Annotated in this window: 13 protein-coding genes; 6 read left to right on the top strand and 7 right to left on the bottom strand. The window is 42.4% G+C overall.

Annotation, left to right across the window (positions count from 1 at the left end; translation table 11 throughout):
- The first annotated feature begins 119 nt into the window (after window positions 1-119).
- The 3 genes from NG821_RS07375 to NG821_RS07365 all read left to right on the top strand — a co-directional run bounded on the left by NG821_RS07375 (window position 120) and on the right by NG821_RS07365 (window position 7,985).
- Window positions 120-2,345 carry a beta-glucosidase gene (locus NG821_RS07375; RefSeq protein WP_252761016.1) on the top strand — a complete coding sequence of 742 codons (2,226 nt, stop codon included), beginning with the start codon at window positions 120-122 and terminating at the stop codon, window positions 2,343-2,345.
- A 25-nt stretch (window positions 2,346-2,370) separates the two neighbouring features.
- The gene (locus NG821_RS07370; RefSeq protein ID WP_252761015.1) at window positions 2,371-4,440 is read left to right on the top strand and encodes a beta-L-arabinofuranosidase domain-containing protein; all 2,070 of its coding nucleotides are present in this window, start codon (window positions 2,371-2,373) and stop codon (window positions 4,438-4,440) included.
- A 98-nt stretch (window positions 4,441-4,538) separates the two neighbouring features.
- The gene (locus tag NG821_RS07365; RefSeq protein WP_252761014.1) at window positions 4,539-7,985 is read left to right on the top strand and encodes an alpha-L-rhamnosidase; all 3,447 of its coding nucleotides are present in this window, start codon (window positions 4,539-4,541) and stop codon (window positions 7,983-7,985) included.
- Between the two features lie 799 nt (window positions 7,986-8,784).
- Here the strand turns inward: NG821_RS07365 and NG821_RS07360 are convergent.
- The 7 genes from NG821_RS07360 to NG821_RS07330 form a co-directional block, all read right to left on the bottom strand.
- Window positions 8,785-9,330, bottom strand: coding sequence for a flavin reductase family protein (locus NG821_RS07360; RefSeq protein WP_252761013.1), 546 nt, complete (start codon window positions 9,328-9,330; stop codon window positions 8,785-8,787).
- Window positions 9,331-9,574: 244 nt separating this feature from the next.
- On the bottom strand, window positions 9,575-10,603 hold the full coding sequence (locus NG821_RS07355) for an RnfABCDGE type electron transport complex subunit D (RefSeq protein WP_252761012.1): 1,029 nt from the start codon (window positions 10,601-10,603) through the stop codon (window positions 9,575-9,577).
- Complete coding sequence (gene rsxC, locus NG821_RS07350) at window positions 10,590-11,867, bottom strand: electron transport complex subunit RsxC (RefSeq protein WP_262921872.1); 1,278 nt, start codon at window positions 11,865-11,867, stop codon at window positions 10,590-10,592. Before rsxC ends, NG821_RS07355 begins: the two co-directional genes overlap by 14 nt.
- Before the next feature lie 23 nt (window positions 11,868-11,890).
- On the bottom strand, window positions 11,891-12,811 hold the full coding sequence (locus tag NG821_RS07345) for an FAD:protein FMN transferase (RefSeq protein ID WP_252761010.1): 921 nt from the start codon (window positions 12,809-12,811) through the stop codon (window positions 11,891-11,893).
- 7 nt (window positions 12,812-12,818) lie between these two features.
- Window positions 12,819-13,205 (bottom strand): DUF3185 family protein, encoded by a 387-nt coding sequence (locus NG821_RS07340; protein ID WP_252761009.1) that lies wholly within the window; start codon window positions 13,203-13,205, stop codon window positions 12,819-12,821.
- 251 nt (window positions 13,206-13,456) lie between these two features.
- Complete coding sequence (locus tag NG821_RS07335; protein WP_252761008.1) at window positions 13,457-14,083, bottom strand: flavin reductase family protein; 627 nt, start codon at window positions 14,081-14,083, stop codon at window positions 13,457-13,459.
- A 38-nt stretch (window positions 14,084-14,121) separates the two neighbouring features.
- Window positions 14,122-14,748 (bottom strand): SagB/ThcOx family dehydrogenase, encoded by a 627-nt coding sequence (locus NG821_RS07330; RefSeq protein ID WP_252761007.1) that lies wholly within the window; start codon window positions 14,746-14,748, stop codon window positions 14,122-14,124.
- Window positions 14,749-14,971: 223 nt separating this feature from the next.
- Between NG821_RS07330 and NG821_RS07325 the strand changes: the two genes are divergently transcribed.
- From NG821_RS07325 to NG821_RS07315, 3 genes are all read left to right on the top strand, one after another.
- Window positions 14,972-15,841: a helix-turn-helix transcriptional regulator gene (locus tag NG821_RS07325; RefSeq protein ID WP_252761006.1), complete on the top strand. Its 870-nt coding sequence runs from the start codon at window positions 14,972-14,974 to the stop codon at window positions 15,839-15,841.
- Between the two features lie 205 nt (window positions 15,842-16,046).
- Complete coding sequence (locus tag NG821_RS07320; RefSeq protein WP_252761005.1) at window positions 16,047-18,716, top strand: hybrid sensor histidine kinase/response regulator transcription factor; 2,670 nt, start codon at window positions 16,047-16,049, stop codon at window positions 18,714-18,716.
- Between the two features lie 306 nt (window positions 18,717-19,022).
- Window positions 19,023-20,501, top strand: a complete 1,479-nt coding sequence (locus NG821_RS07315) for a glycoside hydrolase family 32 protein (protein ID WP_252761004.1) — start codon at window positions 19,023-19,025, stop codon at window positions 20,499-20,501.
- Window positions 20,502-20,738: the final 237 nt, after the last annotated feature.

Genomic DNA, 20,738 nt, shown 5'->3' with positions numbered 1-20,738 from the left:
CCTAAGCCAATAGCCGCAGACAGCATACCGCAGCCTGCTTATTCTTTTATTGTGTCAAAACAAATAAGTTAAACCTGAATAGCCGATTTACTGGCTGTTCGCAATAAAAACATTTTCGAATGAAAAAAACATTATTATTGTTATTATCTTTATGTTTGTTTACTTCTGGATGGGGAAAGTCGGTGAGTAAATTACATGCTCCTCAGTTGGGGAAGAATTCTATTGATGAAGTTCTTAAAGCAATGACCTTGGAAGAGAAGGCAGAATTGCTTGTTGGTGGATCCTATGAAGTTATAAATGGAAATAAGGGACGGACTCTTCCAGAAGCTACTATTGGGGCTGCTGGTATGACAAAGGCAATTCCTCGTTTGGGAATACCATGTACTGTACTTACTGACGGTCCAGCGGGAGTCCGTATTTCACCGACGCGTAAAGGGGGGAATCATACTTATTATGCTACAGGAAATCCTGTAGGTACACTTGTTGCATCTTCTTGGGATACAGAGTGTGCCAGATCAGTAGGTGAAAATATGGGGAATGAAGTTTTGGAATATGGCTGTGATGTCTTGCTAGCACCGGGTATGTGCCTTCATCGCAATCCTCTTTGTGGGAGAAATTTTGAATATTTCTCAGAGGATCCAGTTTTGAGTGGCGTCTTGTCTGGCAATGAGATTATAGGTGTACAGTCTTATGGCGTAGGAACATCCGCAAAACACTTTATTTGCAATAATCAGGAAACTTATCGTACTCAGAATAATTCCATTGTAGGTCAACGTGCTTTGCGCGAGCTCTATCTTAAGAATTTTGAATTAGCAATCAAGATAGGTAATCCATGGACAATCATGTCTTCCTATAATTTACTAAATGGATCATACACTCAGGCCGATAAAGCTTTGCTCTGTGACTGGCTTAGAGGAGAATTAGGCTATAAGGGTATTGTGATGACCGACTGGACGGAGCGTCGTAATACAGTCAATCAGGTAATTGCCGAAAATGATTTGATGGAGTGGGGACTGGATACACAGGTTCATGATATCATAAATGCTGTAAAGTCAGGAAAATTATCAATTGACATAGTAAACCGTAATGTTCGTAATATTTTGAATTATATTGTAAAGACACCTCACTTTAGGCACTATCAGGCTTCAAACGTACCTGATCTTAAGGCTCATGCAACTGTAGCACGTGAAATGGCTGCTCAGGGGATTGTTCTTCTTAAGAATGACCATCAAACCTTGCCTTTAGTAAAGAATCAGAAAATTGCTCTTTTCGGTGTGGGCTCTTATAAAGGATTCTTGGCTAATGGATGGGGATCCGGAGATGTGAACAAACCTTATGTGGTCAATATCTATGAAGGGTTGAAAAATGCAGGTTATCAGATAGATGATAATTTATCTGAACTCTATGAAGATGCTGCTGATGATATTAATTTTGGGTCCTCTTATGCCAAGCATCGTGCACTAGTTGATGATATAGCAATAATGACAATTAGACGTAATGCAGGAGAGGGGAGTGACCGTCATAATGCTCAAGGAGACTGGAGTCTTACTTCTGGTGAACTGAATAGTATGAAAAATATAGCAGATGCTTTTCATTCTCAGGGAAAGAAGTTTTTGGTTATTTTGAATATTGGCGGTGTTATAGAAACTGCATCTTGGAAGAATCTTCCGGATGCGATATTACTTCCTTGGCAACCTGGTGAAGAAGGTGGAAATGCGATTGCAGACATCATTTCTGGTAAAGTTTGTCCTTCTGGTCATTTGCCCATGACATTCCCATTGGCATACGACGACATTCCTTCATCTAAAAATTTTCCTCAGAATGACAACGGAGGAGTATTTGATAAGAATAAGTCAACTATTGGTTATACTAATTATGATGAGGGTATCTGGATAGGCTATCGATATTTTGATACCTTTGCTAAACCTGTTTCATACCCGTTTGGTTATGGATTATCTTATACCACTTTTTCATTTACAGGTTTAAAGGCTCAATATGGAAAATCAGTTTGTAAGGTTGTCGTAACGGTTCGAAATACAGGTAATATAGCAGGTAAGGAGGTCGCTCAGTTATATGTGTCAGCTCCTAAGAGTATTATGGAAAAACCAAAAAAGGAATTGAAGGCTTTTGCAAAAACACGTATACTTCGTCCTGGTGAGTCTCAAACGTTGACTTTGAGATTTCGCCCAATAGACCTAGCTTCCTTCAATGAAAAGGAAAATAGTTGGGTATTGGATTCTGGTGTATATCAAATTATGGTGGGGGAATCTGTGCAAAATATAAAGGTTACAACTCCAATGAAAGTTGCTAAGGGCGTTCAGAAAAAAGTTCCTACTGTATTATAAAAATAGTGAAATTTAACAACTGTAAATGAAAAATAAATTTATAATAGGTTTGCTGATTCTTTTATATGTTCATGCATTTGGCTGGAGTAGAGATTTCACTGCTCGGAAAATATCAGTATATCAATCTCAGGCGATAATAAGTCCTCAATTCGTTCCTTTGGAGATTGGAGAGATTCGTCCTGAAGGGTGGCTTCGTGATTGGGCTGAATTCGCCGCCAAGGGCGTGACAGGGCATTTGGATGAATATGAAGATGTGTTCCGTTTAGCCTGGAAAGGTGTTCCGATCAAGGCGCCTGGTGTGGGTCCTGAGGGCACGGGCTGGCCTCTGGAACAATGCAGCTACTGGTTGGATGGGGCGGTCAAACTGGCATATATTCTGAATGATTCAGCACTGATCCATAAGACGTCTGAGCGGTTAGACAGAGTGGTAAACGGTGTCCTGGGAGGTGCAGATAACTTTATTTATTGGAAACCTGATGCCATCAATACTGAATTTAATGTTTGGGCCCATTCCTTGATGGGAAGGAGTTTGGTATCTTACTATCAGGCCACGCATGATCCGAAGATATTAAAAGCCTTGGATAAAGTTTATTCAGGCCTGACACTGCGTCTGCCTAATGAGCATCAGTCTGAGTCAGTCTCCCAAAGTATGGAGCACATGCGTGCGAGTACCAATGTAGACGCCATGAGTGAGACTTACGTGATGACAGGGGATACGGCCATCCTGAGACATCTAAAGGAATTTGGAAACAATCGGTCCATGACGATATCGGAAAAGACTTGGTTGGAAAGTGACCCTCAAAAACCGGTATCTGAAGATCAGTCGGTTCATGGGGTGACCTATTATGAGGCCATCAAGGTCCCTGCTATTGCTTCAATGTGGTCAGGTGACAAGAACGGTATGACGGCAGCGGAACATATCCTCAAATGGGGTGAAAGACTGAACCTCCTCCCGTTTGGAGTCTGTTCATCAGAGGAGTATCTGGCAGGAAAGGGCGCTTTCAGGAATACAGAGACCTGCAATGTGCCGACATCAATGTGGAGCCTTTCATGGTTGCTGAGGCTGAGCGGAACTTCTACATGGGCTGATAAAATAGAGCAGATCTTTTTCAATGCCGGTCCTGCTCCTGTGACTAGAGATTTTAAAATGCTGTGCTATTACCAGTCTCCTAATCGCCTGGATGCAGGCAAACTCCCGACTAATCCGCATATCAGCGGACCGGCAGGATTGGTCTTTACCCCTTACGGTGCTCCTACGTTGTGCTGTGCAGGTAATGTCAACAATACTATTCCGGATTATATTCAGAACATGTGCATGGAATCAATGGACGGTGGATTGGCATTTACACTCTACGGTCCTTGTAGAATAGAGAAGTCAATGAAGGGCAGGAAACTGTCTATCCAGTGTCGTACGGAATACCCATTCGATGATAAGATCAGTATTCTCATAGGTAGCAATGGAGCCATCTCCATGCCGGTCTATCTGCGAATACCTAACTGGTGTAGCCGTTATTCAGTGAAAGTTAATGGGAAGGCTGTAAAAGGAAAACCTGAAGCTGGATTCGTGGAAATTTTCAGGACTTGGAAAAATAGGGACCGTATAGACCTGGTTTTTCCAATGAAAGTGAAGGTGACTGCAGGCAAGGAGACTCCTTATCCTAATGTGAAGTATTTCGCGAGTACGAAGCAGGCTTCTGACAGAACTGTACAGAATCCTTTTGAATGTGTGACCTACGGTCCATTGCTCTATGCTTTGCCGATTCGGGACATCAACGCAAATAAAAAAGACCCTGAGGCCAAATATAATTATGCTTTGGATATTCCGTCAGGGATTGCGAAGACGGGTATAAAAATAGTGAAGACTCCTATGAAGAACAAAATATGGGACTGGGGACTTGAGGCAGCACCGGTGAAGTTGGTTGTTCGTGCCAAAGAGTTTAATTGGAACCCGACAGAAATGCAACCCTTGCCTGAAAAATCGGTAAAGGGTGCCCAAACGGTTTCGTTACAATTGGTTCCTTATGGATGTACGAAATTCAGAGTGAGTATGTTTCCCGTGACTGAAAGGGCTTGGATGAACAGTGACAATGAATAGGAATGATCCAAAGATAAAAAAATTGCAGTATAAGTGCTCCCGAAAGATATTTCTGTCTGATCAGAGCGTTCTTAATGAATAGTATAATCGTTGAAACTATGAAACAAAAACTTCTTTTCATTTTATTACTTCTTATCATGGCTTGCTTTTCCCCAAATGCCTTGAGGGCCAAGACGAAGATCGTGGTAACAGATCTCCTTACAAACTATGATCCTCATCCCTATGGGATAGAAGAACCCCCGGTATTCAGTTGGAAAATCGATGCAGGAAACGACTATAAGATCATTCAAAAGAGTTACCGTATTCAGGTAAGTGAATCATTGGAAGCACTACAGTACGGTCCTTACGTCTATGACAGTGGCAATGTCATTTCTGGGCTTTCCCTGAATGTCCCTTATCAGGGTGAGGCTTTGAAGCCTTGTACACGGTATTTCTGGAAAGTCAGTGTTTGGAACAAGAAAGACAAATGCTTCCAATCGACTCCGGCCTGGTTTGAGACATCCTTGATGGATTCCGGTTGGAGCGGGGCTAAATGGATTGGTTCAGACAAACCGCTTCTTTCGAAATACATCTCCAACTGTATCGTGGATTATGATGTTCAGGTGGGTCGTCAAAGTCATTCAGCTGTCTTTGTGTTTGGATGCCGTGACAGTTTGAATGATGTCGGGGTAGAGTTGTCGATGAAGAAAAACGGTAATCCTTCTTTTGCATTCATACAGACGGAGAATGGCCAGGATAAAGAAGTCGGTACGACGGACCTTTCTGCCCTTATCCCGAAATCAAATTTTTACGGCCGTCATCATATCCGTCTGATCTTTGATTCTGACGGATGTTATTATTATCGGATATTTGTTGAAATAGACGGTAAGAAAATCCGTGCATCGAAAAAAGAAGAACCTTTCAGACTTTATTTCAAAAACTGGGAGCAGATGTGTCGGTTGTATGCGATTGGATTCAAACAGCCTCAAGGGGAGCAGGCCGTGTTTTCCAATATCGTGATTCGGGAAAAGGCACATGACAAGGTCCTATATTCAGACCCTAAGGTGTATACTTTGAAAGGGGATGGAAGATTGAATACTTGGTATCCGGGAGCTGATGTTTCCGCTCCGGTACTCCACAAAGCATTTTCTTTGTCGGGGACAGTCAAGAAGGCTCGTCTCTATACTACGGCTCGCGGAATCTATGAGATGTACTTGAACGGCAAACCGGTTTCGGGTGATTTCCTCAATCCCGGTTGGACGGACTACCGTTTCAGAATCATGTACAATACTTACGATGTGACCCCGCTGCTTCAGAATGGCGGTAATGTTCTGGGTGCGGTCTTGGGTAATGGCTGGTGGAGTGACTATTGCGGATACAACCCTGAATGGATGAATCAGTATGGCGTAGAACAGTCCCTGTTGGCCAAACTCGTCATTACCTATGAAGACGGCAGAACGCAGACTATTGTCTCTGACGGGTCTTGGCAATGTACTTCAAAAGGCCCGATTACCGGCAACAGTCTGTATAATGGCGAAGATTATGACGCGCGTAAAGAAATACCGGATTGGTCTACGGCAAATTGCTCCATTTCTGATTGGAAACAAGCTACTGTTTTTGATGCACCGTCAGAAAAAGTTAAATTGCAGCCTTATATCGGTCAACCGGTAAGGGTCGATACCATTTGTACTGCGCAATCCATGACGGAACCTCTCCCGCATACCTACATCTATGATATGGGGCAAAATATGGTGGGTGTACCTCGCCTCTTCATCCGTGGTAAGAAAGGCGAAGAGATAACGGTGAAATATGGAGAGATGACTTATCCGAAAATTATTCCGGTAGACCCTGTACCTCCTTATACCATAGCAGAATACAAGAAACTTCAGGGACAGTTATATACGGACAATTATCGGAGTGCACTTTCTACCGACCATTATATATTTAAAGGGGATCCTTCAGGTGAGGTATTTGAACCTCATTTCACGACTCATGGATTCCGCTATATCCAGATCACGGGACTTTCGGAACCTTTGAAGAAAGAAGATGTAAAAGTTTTGGTCCTCAATTCTCTTCAAGGCAGTCAGGCCAGCACCTATCAGACATCGGATTCACTGGTCAATAAATTGTACAGTAATATACAATGGGGCGAGCGTGGCAATTTTCTCTCCGTTCCTACAGATTGCCCCCAGCGTGATGAGCGTCTCGGGTGGTCTGGAGACGGTCAGATCTTTTCCCGTTCAGCTACATACAACCGGAATGTAGATCCTTTTTATACGCGTTGGTTTTATACGGTAAGGGATAACCAGGGGGAAGACGGGAATTACAGTGATTTCGATCCTGAGGTCGGCGTATCTCCAAAAGGAGGACCTCTAGGCGGCAGTTGTTTCGGCTGGGCAGATGTGGGGATCATTTTACCCTGGCAGGTCTACCAGCAATACGGCGATATCCGCTTTCTCAAAGACCATTATGCTTCTATGCAGCGTTATATACGGTATGCCGAGAATCATGCGAAAGACTACATCGAACCGATAGGCGGCTATGGAGATTGGGTCGCACCGGTAGGCACTCAGTCTGATTTGACCAATACCTGTTATTTCGCCTATGATGCGCAACTGATGTCAAAGATGGCGGGTATTCTCGGGAAAACGTCAGACAGTTTGCGTTATCAACAGTTATTCGAACATATCAAAACTGCTTTCAACAAGCACTTTGTCGATCCTGACGGATATATGGTTTCTCCTCCGGGAAGTCCTTTGTTGACAGATTCCTATTCTGCTGCATTCGGTACAGGTCCCAAGTCTAAGGCCCCACGGCGTCTTCTCACAGAGACGGCATATATCATGCCTTTGGAAATGAATCTGTTGGAGGGGGAGACAAAGCAGAAGGCACTGAAGCATTTGGTAGATGTTATTGCCGGTAATCATTATTGTTTGAATACGGGTTTTATAGGAACACCTTATCTCAATCTCGTCCTTTCGGAAAACGGTTGCGACAGTGTCGCCTACAAACTCTTTCAGCAGACGGCCTATCCTTCCTGGCTTTATCCTGTATTGCAGGGAGCCACGACGATCTGGGAGAGATGGAATTCCTATACTATCAAGAATGGTTTCGGTCCTGTAAGCATGAATTCGTTCAACCACTATTCTTATGGTGCTGTGGAAGAATGGATGATGGAATACAGTGCCGGTATCCAGAGAGACGAGAAAAGCCCTGCTTACAAGCATTTTTATCTTCAACCGAGAGTAGGCGGTAGGTTCAATTATATTCATGCATCCTTTAATAGTATGTACGGTCTTATCTGCAGCGAATGGGATAGTCAAAACAAGAATCCGAATATAGATGATGCTTCAAAATACGGTTATATTTACAAGGCAGTTGTCCCGGCTAATACGACAGCAACTCTAGATTTGAATGTTCCTGATCAAGCCAAATTGAAGGTCCTCAAAGGTAAGAAAGGTATACGTTCGCAACGGAACGAGAATGGTGCTTCAGAATTTGAATTGAGCTCCGGCAGCTATGAATTTGAAGTTTCGCTTCCTATAGCTTCCAATGCCTCAAAATAGAGTGATGCCGTTCATCTTTTAATCGTATGGGTATAAAGGTCTTAAATGTATAAAGAAGCAAAGATAAATAGTGATATAAAAGATAATATTGTATATGGAAATGGCTGACAAATAATTTAAAGCAGTTGTTGTTTGTCAAGGGATGGAGGTGGGTTTTATTATATGTTCTCGAAAAATTTTTCAATATTGACAGAAAGGTAGGGGAGCGGAGAGAAGATGTTATCGTAGTAAAGGACCATGTTTCTTTGGATCTCACTGAATGAATGATCCTGTGAAACAGGCTTTTCTGTCTCTGTGAAAAGACGATCTGGCTGTTTCGAGAAAGTCGCCGCTTACTTTCTCGAAAGAGCCCGTCTTGTTTCGAGAAACATGACCTCTCTCTTTCTCGAAACAGCCGGGTCTCTTGTTCTTGGGTGAGATTTTACCTTACTATTTCGAGAGAGCCAACAAATGGGCAGGCTTTTTTGTCTTGTTTGAGAGAATTGTTTATTACAGAATAGTCTGGTCATGGATATGAGGGATTTTTCCTGTTTATTCATTTGGCATATTCCGGGGAAGTTTAGCTGAATGGCATAAGGGCAGATTAGAAAGGGGCAGTTGCTGCTCGTCGAAAAGCGATTTCCAAGGAAAATATAATTGAAAGTATTGCCTTTCGCATGTGATGAATCCTCAATGGGAAAAGCGTCGTGCAAAATTCATTTAATGAAGCGTCTTTTCCTTTTTTAAAATAAAAAAGGGGAAATCCCTAAGAATAAGGATTCCCCTGATAGATCTTCAAAATGTGTGTCTGAAAACAGACTTAGTCCTCAATGATATATGCTTTCACGATTTCACCGTAAAAGGCAATATGAGCGTCCCGATTGGCACCGCTAAATGTCGAAGGTTCGTCTTGAGGATAGCATGACTTCCGCCATTGCTCATTATTAATTGCATCCACGTCTTGCAACTGATGGTATGCCACTTTACATTCCAGCGTCAGTGGCAGTTCCTTGATGGCAGGCACCGACACTTTGTCACTCTTAACTAAGGTAAGATTCATAGCCTTGATCTTGTCCGTGTCCCGTCCTGAGTGGGACCCGCAAAAACCTATGATCTTCTTGTCATCTTCACTTTGAGGTATACTGATTACAAATTCAGGATTCTTGTCGAGTTGTTCACGTGTGAACCGTCCTTGTCGAACGAAGGTCGTAAAGATGAATCTGTTCCATTCTATTCCCAGCGTACCCCAACTGATTGCCATTGTGTTGACGCGGTCACCAGCCTTTGTCGTGAGCAGTACACCTTGATTGACCCTTTTCAAGATCTCTCCGGCATAATCCAATACATTAATTTCTTTTTTTGTCATAATATTTTTTCATAAGGAACTCCACCATAGGTAAGACAAAATCTGTGCCATAATTATCGTGGAGGTGAAGCATGAGACAATGTTTTGCTTAAACTCTTCAAAAGGCATGAACTTTCAGATTGTCTCTTTGTAAAGCGTGATTTCTCGTGTAAAGACGGATGAGTGTTCAGATTCCTGATCCTCTTTCCTCATTTTGTCAATGCCTTCTGATGCGAGATGATTCTGTAGCGGGGGGGCATTCCTTTTATTTGATGTTCTGACTGCCCTTGATGTCACCGATGATAAAACGTATAATGCAATAGAGGATATAAACGTATATCAAGTATTGTATGCCGCCTAATTCATGAATCTTGATGATGGCAAAGGTTGCCAACACGATGATAACTGTGAGGAGCAGAACTTGTGACAGACGTTTCGGAACATTCAGATGATCACCCCAGATGCGTGGTCTGCAGATCCAGTTGATGATGCCTGAGAATCCGTTTAGCAATAGTATGGAATAAGACATATATTCATATCTCACCCCGTTGAAGACCAGGATGACGGCAGATAAACCGATCATTGCTCCATAATAGCATTTACCCCAGGGTGTCGATGCACTTGAAGCCATATCAGGTGCGATATACTTTGAGACAAACAGTCCTATTGTGAAAACCAGGAAGAGTGAAAAGGGGATATGCCATGATATACGGCGACGCAGCAGAAGGTACAACCCTCCGACTATCAGAAATATAATGGAATACTCACCTAAGGCGCCTGATGGTTTAAAGAACAGTTGATTGAAAAAGTCGCTGCCTGTAATATGAAAGGATGAAAAGTTCACCTGAGCCTGATTGTACCAAATTGTGCCCGAAGTCATTACCGAAGGGAAAAAGACAGTCATGAATTCCCGTCCTACCAAAGCCGGATTGAATCGGTTCGTGCCTAGGCCTCCCCAAAGTAATTTTCCGAATATGACAGCGGCTGCTGAGCCGAAGGCGACAACATACAAAGGTGTGAATGCACCTAACGTGAATGCCAGGAGGAGGCCCGTGACTACTGCTGAGAAATTGCCCAGACTATCGGTGCGATGCAAAAAGATCAGCGAAAACAGATATTCCGCAACCATAGCACTGCCTACTGAGACAGCGACCAAGGACAGGGCAGCAGCGCCGAAAGCCAGATAAGAGATGACTAAGCAAGGCACCAAGGCTATCACAACATCCAGCATTACCCTTGTTGTGCTGTCTTTGGTTCTGATCAATGGATTATAAACGATATTACTTAACGGCATTGGTTAATTCTTTTAGTTTGGTTTTACCCTTCTTGATACTTTCTATCAAGGGTACATTACTCGGACAGATATATGCGCATGCGGCACATTCTATGCAGTTGTTCAGACCGTACTTCTCCAGTTTCTCATATTTGCCGGTCCTGAAAATTTCATTGAATTTCAGAGGCATCAAGTGCATCGGGCATACCTCAATGCAATAACCGCATGAAATGCAATGTTCCCTGTACTCATCTTTCTTTTTGAGGAACAGAAGTCCGGAAGAGCCTTTGGTGATAGGCACATTGATATCGGATACAGACTTGCCCATCATCGGACCACCAAGGACGACTGTGGCATCTCCTGCGGAAATGTCCAGCGTTTTCAGAATATGGGACAGCGGTGTGCCGATCTTTACTTCATAGTTGCCGTAGTTTTTAGATTCCTCACCGGAGACTGTTATGAATCGGCTGATGACCGGCCTGTGCTTTTCTACAGCTTGATAGACGGCATATATTGTTCCTACATTACTGACAATCACGCCGGCATCTTTCGGTAATTTCTTCTTCGGCAGTTCTATTCCTGTCACCGATTTGATGAGTTGCAGTTCTCCCCCCTGCGGGTAAGTGTCAGGCAGGATTTTGATACGGATATTTTTGTACGAGTCTTGTGAAAGGAATGGGGCAAACTTTTCTTCTAGTTCTTTGTTTTGCTCTTCCATAGTGAGAACGATCTGCCCTGCCTTCAATACCGAATTGACAATATTGATTCCTTTGAGTAGTTCTTCTGTAAACCTGGACATCAGTGCGTAGTCGGCGGTCAGATAGGGTTCGCACTCTGTGCCATTGATGATCAGGGTGTCTATCTTTTGATCTCCTACACTGTATTTGATATCCGTCGGAAACTGTGCACCTCCTTCACCTACAATCCCCGCATCTTTGATGATCTCGACAACCGATTTTGCCGTACTGCTTTCGCCTTCTAATGGGAGTTGCACTTGATCTTTATGGTCATTTTTGATGATGACTGCTGGTATTGAAGCCCCATTGGCAAGTGTAATCGTCTTGATGTCAAGGACAGTGCCGGAAACGGGTGAGTGGATATTGGCCGACAGACCTTTGGCTGCCTTTCCGATCAGTTGATACTGTTTGACTTCATCTCCTGCTTGAACGACCGGTTCTGCAGGTTTTCCGATATGTTGGAGTAGTGGGACATGAAAGACATCAGCGTCGGGGATAGCCTTGATGCTGATGGCTTTTGTCTTTTCTTTCATTGATAAAATATGCATCATAATGTTATGTATATATGATCCTAGGCATGATATGTACTGAACCCGGGAGTGGCGAACCGTTCTCCGGTTTTATCTGTAATAAACCCATCTATGCTCATTCTCTTTTGGAGTTGTCCGATCTTTTCTTCAAAACCTTGACGGGTTTGGAGAAATAGTCCGGTAGAGATGATGTCTCCGTCGAAGCACTTGTCAGTGACGATTCCGACATGTCTGTTGGAAGACGGGTACCCGCTCAGTGGATTCAGTATGTGCCCATAATGTTCACCGTTGATATCCACGAAGGTTTCCTGTTGAGAAGATGTCGTATAGCATTTGTTTGCCAGGTGCAAGGTATAGAGTAACTGGTTCTCTTCGGTATCTCTGACGTTGATGTTCCAAAAGGGATGCGTCTCATTGTTAATCGCATAGATCGTACTCCCTCCGGCATTGACAATCGCGTCATTGATGCCCATGTTTCGCATTGCCTCGACCATGCAGTCGACAGCATACGCTTTTAAAAAAGAACCGGTAATGATTTCCTGTCCGCTGGAAATGCGCACGGAATGATCTTCTATCTCAATGTTTTTGTAATTGACAATCTTTTTCGTCTTCTCGATGTCTGCCTTCTCGGGAACTTTCCTGATACCGTCTGTCTTATAAAATCCCCATAAGCGGATGAGTGGCATGACGGTAATGTCAAATGAGCCTTCGAAGAAATCAGACCAAGATATAGTTTGCCGCAAAAGACGGATCGTTACATCGTCCACAGAGACGAAATGATCTGCGTTCTTATTGATTCTGTCAATGTACGAGTCCGGTTGGTAAGAATTGTATTTCTTATCGACCGTCTCGAGAATACCAAAAAGGTAGTCAAAAACAGAGTCATCGTAGAAAACCGGAATTTTTATCTTGATGTGAGCGTGAAACAGAAACCGTGTCTGGGCTTTGTACAATAGACTCATGACAATTTTAATGTGTGCCTGAAGATTCTTCAGCCTTTGTGTCCGACTCAACTACTGTTGTTGCCTTCGGTGTTTTCTTGACATCATTGTCTGCGTCAGAAGCTTTTTGTCTCTTCTTATGCCGGCTGTGAGTGGTCTCTTTCCGATGGTCGTCAACAGCATCTGATAAGGTCTTCGGTTCGGTCTTCGGTTTCTCTTCTGTTACTGCTTCTGAAGGTTCAGGTGTAGCCTTGATTGCCTTTGTTGTCTTGGGGACGTGTACCGTGGTCGTCGTTACGCGTGCCACCTTCTTCTTGGCATTATTGGATACGTTCACTTGATATCCCCATATAATAAGAGCTATGCCAACAAAGAAGAGGATGATATTTTTTGACCACTGTCCAATTTTCTTCATTTGATTGATTTCTAAATTCCTTAATTGATTTTTATCTATAAGGAGGTTACCTATTGAATGATTTCGAGCGCTAAAAGTGCCGGATATTGCCTCCAATCGTCAACGCAAAGTTAGGTCATATTGAATAAATCTCCAAATTTATGGACTGATTTATTCGAGGTTTTAACCTCAATTGACAAAGGACTTCACTCGCTTTTCCCGTTCCTTCTATAGGGCGGAACGAAGACGTTTGGAGGCAACCGGCTACATACTTATTCTTTCTCCCACATATTTACGATCTTTCCGATGAACATACGGCGGGGAACGGCATTGCCATTGGGATTCTTATTGCCTATAGATAGTTGTGCGGGATGAATGTCGTCGTAATATATTTTCTCACATTCTATCACTAGCCGAGCTTCTGCAAAATAGGGATTCCCTAATGCCGTAAATTTAGTTGTTAATCCTGTTTCTTTTACCTTATCAATATCGCGTCCGCTATGTGTTCCTATAAAACGTACTTTTTTGCGGTAGGGTTCATCAAAAGCATTCAAGACAAAATACTTGCCTTTGTCAATGAAGGAGTAGGTGTAACGGGTACTTAGTATATAAACCGTTACTGTGGGTTGCCCCCATACATTGCCCAGATTTCCCCAACTGATGGTCATCTCGTTATATTTGGAGGAATCTCCTGCAGAGAGAACAAACCAGTTGTTTGCAAAAAGAGAGATAGGATTGTCTTTCAAATCTTTGGGATTGATCTTCTTGAATACGCCTTTGTCTCCTTGCAAGTCACTCTGGCTGCTTGGTGTAGTGCTTCCTTCTTTCCCCGGTTCTGTAAAACTTGTTGTGAGCAAGCAAACAGATAAAATCCCGAAAACTAAAAGCAACTTTTTCATTTCTTCTAAATTTTAAGAGGTCTTAATGACTCCGCTCTTTATTCCACAGGTCCTACAGCCTGTACCAATACGATTTCCTGCTGTGGATTCAGTTTCAATGCGACAGGGAGTTGCTTTCTGTCAAAAGAAGCTCTGGCTACGGTCCCCAGTCCCTTCGAGGCAGCAAACAGATAGACGTTCTGTGCCAGGAAACCGGTATCGATCAACATACCGTCACGGCCTGCCTTGCTCTTGTTGAGGTTTCCTACATAGACTAAATGCATGGGGACGTTGTTGACATAAGGCTGCTGTGCGTTGGCAAGTAAGTTCTTAAACGAACCTTTTGCGACCTCTGTCAGTTTGTTCTGCTTGGCATCATAGAGGTAAGCACCGTCATTCAACAGGACATAAACGCTGAATTCCTGGCTGTTTTGTGCTGAGGGTACAGTGCGTTTGTCGGGACGGTTGAACCCATAGGCTGACCACAACAAGTCGGATAATGTCTGCAGATCCAAGTCTTTATTGATGTAATTGGCCTTCGTGGATTTTCTTTCATTCAGCACTTCCATCAGAGGTTTCCCACCTGTTTTTACTGGCGCTGGAAGTGTAATGTCTTGTGCGGACATATTGCACGCCACTACTGTAGATAATAGAGTCGAGAATACAATTTGCTTTAAAACTTTCATGACTTTATGTTTAATGTTATTATTGAAATTCATAAGCGTTGAAGGGTTTTATCTCTACTGCAAAGAACGTTATTCTCAAACGAAATCTATTGTATAACTCTTGGAATAAATAGTCTTTTTTGAGGTTTTCTGAATTATCATCATATTATTATGGTCTTGTAGTCCTGATATCAGAACAAATTCAGTATCTTTGTAGCTGGGTGATAAATCGATTCTTCAAAAGATGAAAATACAAAACTTATACCAACCTTATGATATTGTCAGCATTCATAGGACAGTCCATCAAGACTTGTTTCCGTCTATCAAGAATACCTTTTACGAAATGGTCTTCATTCTGGAGGGAAAAGGTATTCAATATATCAATGACCTGAGTCTGCCTTATGCAGAAGACAAGTTGTTCCTGATTTTTCCGCAGGATACTTACGGATTTGAGATTAAAGAAGACACAACTTTCTTTGTCTTGAGGTTCAATAGAAGTTTTATAGATTCAGGGAAAGAAGAATGGCGCCAGAAACTGCAATATATGTTCCAGCACCATCATCATTTGCCTGGATGCATATTGAAAAATAGTGCCGACAAACCTCTGGTTCGTTCAATTGCAGAAGCTTTGTTGAGGGAAAATGAGGGGAAACTGATCCAGAGACAGGAGGTGATCAAACAACTGATCCGTTGTATGATTACAGTTGCTGCCAGAAATATAGAACTTTTGAATCTCCCCAGTGACAATGGTACGGCGATCTATGGAATAACCCAAATTCTGGACTATATACACTTGAATATCTCTAATCCCGAGAACCTGAAGATATCAATCATAGCCTTTCATTTCAATATATCTGAAACCTATTTCTGTGAGTTTTTCAAGAAGCGTACCGGTCAAAGCCCAGTGCAGTATATTTCTGTCTATAAACTGCGACTGATAGAACGAAAATTACAATTCAGTGACCAAAGGATGATAGAGATTGCCAATAGCTTGGGATTTAGTGATGCGAGCCATTTTTATCATTTTTTCAAAAAGCAGACAGGACTCTCGCCTATGGAGTATAAGAATAGAATTAAGGAGACGGATTTTCAGGGGGCTCTGAGTCTTGAATAACTCGTGTCTCTTATTCTTAGTACAGAAGTCCACAGACTCTTACCTACTAAAGGATAGATTCCTTGTAAAGGGGTATGCCTTGAGATTTAGCAGTTCCTTTCAGAAGAAAATCTGAAGAATTCAGGAGTATGGATGTTTTTAATTTTAGTCTGTGAAATCTTTTATGGTTCGTATTCAACTGTCTTTGCAAAAAACAATTGGTGTCATGCAGAAACTTTTTCATTTAATTCTACTGTTTCTTTTGGTATTGTTGTCTGTGGGGTGCAGAAATAATGCCCCACAATATCATATAGGTGTGTCACAATGTAGTGAAGATATATGGCGGGACAAACTCAACCGTGAGATTCTGATGACGAATTATGTCAACAGTAATGTAGATATTGACATTCGTTCTGCTAATGACAACAGTAAAAAGCAGATTGAGCAGATCAAGGAGTTTATCCGCGAGAAGGTCGATTTGCTGATTGTTTCCCCTAATCAGTCGTCTTCCATTTCGCCTGCCATCGACAGCGCCTATAAGGCGGGTATTCCAGTTATCATGTTTGACCGTAAGACGAATACGGATAAGTATACCGCTTTCATTGGGGCTGATAACCTGGAAATCGGACTCTCGATGGGAAAATATATTGCAGAGAAGTTGGACGGGAAAGGAACGGTGGTTGAAATCATGGGTCTGAAAGGTTCTTCCCCTGCTGTTGACCGCCATCGGGGATTCATGAAAATTGTTGCTTCACATCCTGGTATTCATGTGATCTCCTTACAAGGAAATTGGACGGAAGGCAATGCTTATGGTCTTATGAAGAAACTTCTCAAGAATCATCCTCATATCGATTGTGTGTTCGGACATAATGACCGCCAGGCTTTCGGGGCTTATCGTGTAGCTAAAGAATTAGGGTTGGACAAGAAGATCATGTTCGTGGGTGTAGACGGTCTGCCTTCACGTCATGGAGGTATCGAGTGTGTCCAGAAAGGCATCTTTTCGGGAACGTATATTTATCCTACCCGTGGGACGGAAGTGATGAGGTTGGCCATGGCAATCCTTGAACACAAACCTTACTGTCGGGAAAACCTGCTTAAGTCGTTTATTGTCACTAAAGACAATGCTGATATGGTGATGATTCAGAATCAGGAATTGGAACGGCAAGGTCAGAATATTGACATCTTGCATGAGAAGGTGAGTTCTTATCTGAAAAGTTATTATAACCAGAAAATCATTCTAATCCTGTGCATCGTTCTTGTCATATTGCTGCTTGTCAGCTTGTTGAGCGTCTACCATCTTCACATTACCCGTCTTCGGATGAACGAGAAGAAGGAGGCCATGGCAAAAGTACAGTTGACTTTTTTTACGAATGTCAGTCACGAATTGCGAACACCTTTGACTTTGATCATTGACCCTCTGGACCGGATATTGGCTAATTGTCATCTGAAAGGAAAGGACTTGGCTCTGTTGAAACTGATTGAACGGAATGTGAATGTACTGATGCAACTGGTGAACGATATTCTGGATTTTCGTAAGTTGCAGAATGGAAAGATGAAACTCCAACTCAGCAGGTTTAATCTGGTGACTGAGATCCGTGCCCTTCTTGATGAGTTCCGTCCTTCCATTGAGAAGAAAAAGGTGCAGGTCCGCTTTTCTTCTTTTCCTGATAATGGATTTGAAATGATAGGGGACCGGAACAAGATAGGGCGAATATTTACCAACCTCTTGTCTAATGCTTTGAAGTACACCTCTTCTAATGGCTGTATTACGGTTAAGGTTGGCAAGTCTAATTCCAATGAAGCGGTCTTTTCTGTTCAGGATACAGGGGTAGGCTTGGAGCAAGAGGATTTGGATAGGATATTCGACCGGTTTTATCAAACTAAAGATGCTAATGGCGGAACAGGAATAGGTCTTGCTCTCGTGAAAGATTTCATAGAACTCCACCATGGCAAGATCAATGTGACGAGTAAGAAAAATGAGGGATCTACGTTTACCGTTATCTTGCCGGTTACTCAAAAGGGGAATTTGGTGGGAGATGCAGGTACTGAGGAAGATACCCACCTTAATGAGGCGGAACTGCCAAACGTTCCAGATCAAGAGCTGAAAACAGAAAAGAGGGATTTGGTGACGGCTGGGCTAGGGGATGAAGCGCCTACGATATTGGTCATTGACGATAATGATGATCTGAGAGAATATATCAAGGAACTTCTGAGTGAGCATTATGATGTGATGGAAGCATCTGACGGGAAGAGAGGATTGGAACTTGCGCGTGAGGCTATCCCGGATTTGGTGATCAGTGATATCATGATGCCGGTGATGGATGGCTTGGAATTTTGCAACCGGTTGAAGTCTGACCGGACGACTTCGCATATCCCCGTGATTTTACTGACGGCTCGTAGTATGGACGACCAGCGCATTGAGGGGTATCAGAATGGTGCAGATGCTTATATTACCAAACCTTTTACGTCTGATTTGTTGCTCGCCCGTATCAAGAACTTGTTGTCCAGTCGTATTCTTCTGCGGGAATTGTTTTCTGGATCTAAGGAGGAGACAGAGAAGGAATATAAGTTGAGAAATCCGGACCAGCAGTTTGTCGAACAATTGAGAATCATCATCAAGGATATGATGGGTGATTCTGGCCTCAAGGTAGAACAGATTGCCGAAAAACTTGGACTAAGCCGCGTTCAACTTTATCGGAAGGTGAAAGCTTTGACCGGTTCTACGCTTGTAGATTTGTTGCGCAGCGCACGTCTGGAAGAGGGAAAGCATCTTCTTGAAACCACAAATAAAACGATTTCTGAAATAGCCTATATGGTAGGTTTTACGGCTCCTTCCTACTTTACGACATGTTTTAAGGAAAAATATGGATATAGCCCTAACGAGACCCGTCAATGAGTCAATCCTAAATACAGTAAATTGTCAATTAGCTTCACTTTTCTACATTATGGATAAAGAGCTATAGTACTTCTGTCACATTTTAGACATTTGCTTTCAAATTTGTTGCATGAATCAAATTTGAAAGCAAATGTCTAATTTCTGAATGGAGAGTTTCTCCTCATCTTCTATATTTGTAGATGAAGTCTTAATATTTAACAACTAAAAACTGAGTGTAATGGGAAATATTGGAGAAGCCTTTTTGTGTTATGTTCCTATAAATAGGTCCCATGCAATCTGTATAGAATCTTTGGTCTTATAATGGAAATGAAAATAGTTTGTCTGGTTAATGTTTTACTGCTTTTCGTGGGTCTCTTGCCCGCTAAGTCACAAGTTACACTTGATACAACTCATTTGTATCATGAACGATATCGTCCCCAGTATCATTTTAGTCCTCAGGAGGGGTGGATAGGTGATCCTTGTGGCTTGATGTATTATAAGGGAAAATTCCACATGTATTGGTGGGGTAAAGTCGAGTCTTCTGACCTTGTCCATTATAAACAGATCAAATCCAATGTAATGGAAGGCGCTGGACCTAACATAGGTTACTTTACCGGTTCTGCATTGATCGATAAAAATAATACTGCAGGTTTTGGCAAAGGGGCTTACATTGCTGCATATACTGTTTTTGAAAAAGATTCTAAAAAACAAGCTCAAGGAATTTCTTTCAGCCATGACGGAAAAACATTTCATTATTATCCCGGTAATCCTGTTATCGATATAGGAAGTAAAGAGTTCAGGGATCCTACCGTATTTTGGTATGAACCCACGAAGAAATGGGTGATGGTCGTTGCCAAGGCATTGGAAAAGAAAGTAAAGTTCTATACTTCTCCTGATTTGAAGCATTGGACTTGGGTGAGTGATTTCGGACCTGCCGGTGACAGTGAGAAGTCTTGGGAGTGCCCTGACTTGTTTCAACTTCCTGTCGATGGAAATCCCCTAAAGAAAAAATGGGTATTGGTCGTATCTGTCAATTGGTTGAAAGAACAATACTTTATAGGAGATTTTGACGGGACTACTTTTAAATTGGAAGAGAATCATCCGAAGGACCCCTTGTATATAGATGAAGGACTTGATTTCTATGCTTCCCGTACTTTCCGCGATTATGATAGTACCTTAAAGTCTGTCATTTCCATGGGGTGGGTTTCTACTTGGGATTATGCGCAGCAAGTTCCATCGACTTATGGCAAAGGTTTTTGGTCTATTCCAAGAGTGCTGGAGCTTAAGACATATAAAGGAGAAGGCCTTAGACTGACTCAAAGACCGATAGATGGGTTGCAGACGCTCCGCTATCAACCGGTGACGGTGAATCATTCCGTAGATGTCGGTGTACAAACTATTCCCGGTTTTGCTCCAAAAGAAAATGTATACGAGGTTGATGCTTCTTTTTCTACAAATGTATCTAATGTCTTTGGTTTTAACCTTTGTGTTGGGAACGGACGGAAACTCGTGATTAGTTATGACACAGATTCTCATAATCTTGTTATAGATCGGACGCATTGCACTGATGCCAGTATTCCAAAATTCAGTCGTATGGCCTTTCATCAGGTCAATCCTGTCAACGATAAAATCCGCTTACATATTTTTGTGGATAAATCGAGTGTCGAGATTTTTACAAACGATGGAAAAGACGTCTTTTCTCTATTGACTTACCCGGGAGAGACACAAACTGGTATTGAACTTTTTGCCTTGAAGGGGGGAACACAAATGTCCTTGAAAGCTTGGATGCTGAAATCGATATGGTGATGAATCCCGAAGCCTTTATACGTAAATTTTAATTAAAATGTTAATTTTGTGAAGTGCGTCTTTGATCTTTGGGTGTCTTGCCGGAAAGAAGTGATGTGAATGATTCGCGGTTGCCGCAATGTCTTTGCTCTTCGTCCCAATGGTGATCGTAGGGACGTGTGTATTCCTTTTAGAGTGATTATTGGCATATATGGCAATGCTCGGTTGATTGGCTCTTACGTGGATTGAGACCTCTCT

Source organism: Segatella cerevisiae, from assembly GCF_024054555.1.
In the GTDB taxonomy this organism is placed as follows: domain Bacteria; phylum Bacteroidota; class Bacteroidia; order Bacteroidales; family Bacteroidaceae; genus Prevotella; species Prevotella cerevisiae.
Note: the sequence above shows the minus strand (reverse complement) of the source record. Positions and strands in the feature narration are given on the sequence as shown.

Coding starts and splice junctions, on each gene's coding strand:
- NG821_RS07375 (WP_252761016.1), top strand. CDS start 120: ATGAAAAAAACATTATTATTGTTATTATCTTTATGTTTGTTTACTTCT.
- NG821_RS07370 (WP_252761015.1), top strand. CDS start 2,371: ATGAAAAATAAATTTATAATAGGTTTGCTGATTCTTTTATATGTTCAT.
- NG821_RS07365 (WP_252761014.1), top strand. CDS start 4,539: ATGAAACAAAAACTTCTTTTCATTTTATTACTTCTTATCATGGCTTGC.
- NG821_RS07360 (WP_252761013.1), bottom strand. CDS start 9,330: ATGACAAAAAAAGAAATTAATGTATTGGATTATGCCGGAGAGATCTTG.
- NG821_RS07355 (WP_252761012.1), bottom strand. CDS start 10,603: ATGCCGTTAAGTAATATCGTTTATAATCCATTGATCAGAACCAAAGAC.
- rsxC (WP_262921872.1), bottom strand. CDS start 11,867: ATGCATATTTTATCAATGAAAGAAAAGACAAAAGCCATCAGCATCAAG.
- NG821_RS07345 (WP_252761010.1), bottom strand. CDS start 12,811: ATGAGTCTATTGTACAAAGCCCAGACACGGTTTCTGTTTCACGCTCAC.
- NG821_RS07340 (WP_252761009.1), bottom strand. CDS start 13,205: ATGAAGAAAATTGGACAGTGGTCAAAAAATATCATCCTCTTCTTTGTT.
- NG821_RS07335 (WP_252761008.1), bottom strand. CDS start 14,083: ATGAAAAAGTTGCTTTTAGTTTTCGGGATTTTATCTGTTTGCTTGCTC.
- NG821_RS07330 (WP_252761007.1), bottom strand. CDS start 14,748: ATGAAAGTTTTAAAGCAAATTGTATTCTCGACTCTATTATCTACAGTA.
- NG821_RS07325 (WP_252761006.1), top strand. CDS start 14,972: ATGAAAATACAAAACTTATACCAACCTTATGATATTGTCAGCATTCAT.
- NG821_RS07320 (WP_252761005.1), top strand. CDS start 16,047: ATGCAGAAACTTTTTCATTTAATTCTACTGTTTCTTTTGGTATTGTTG.
- NG821_RS07315 (WP_252761004.1), top strand. CDS start 19,023: ATGAAAATAGTTTGTCTGGTTAATGTTTTACTGCTTTTCGTGGGTCTC.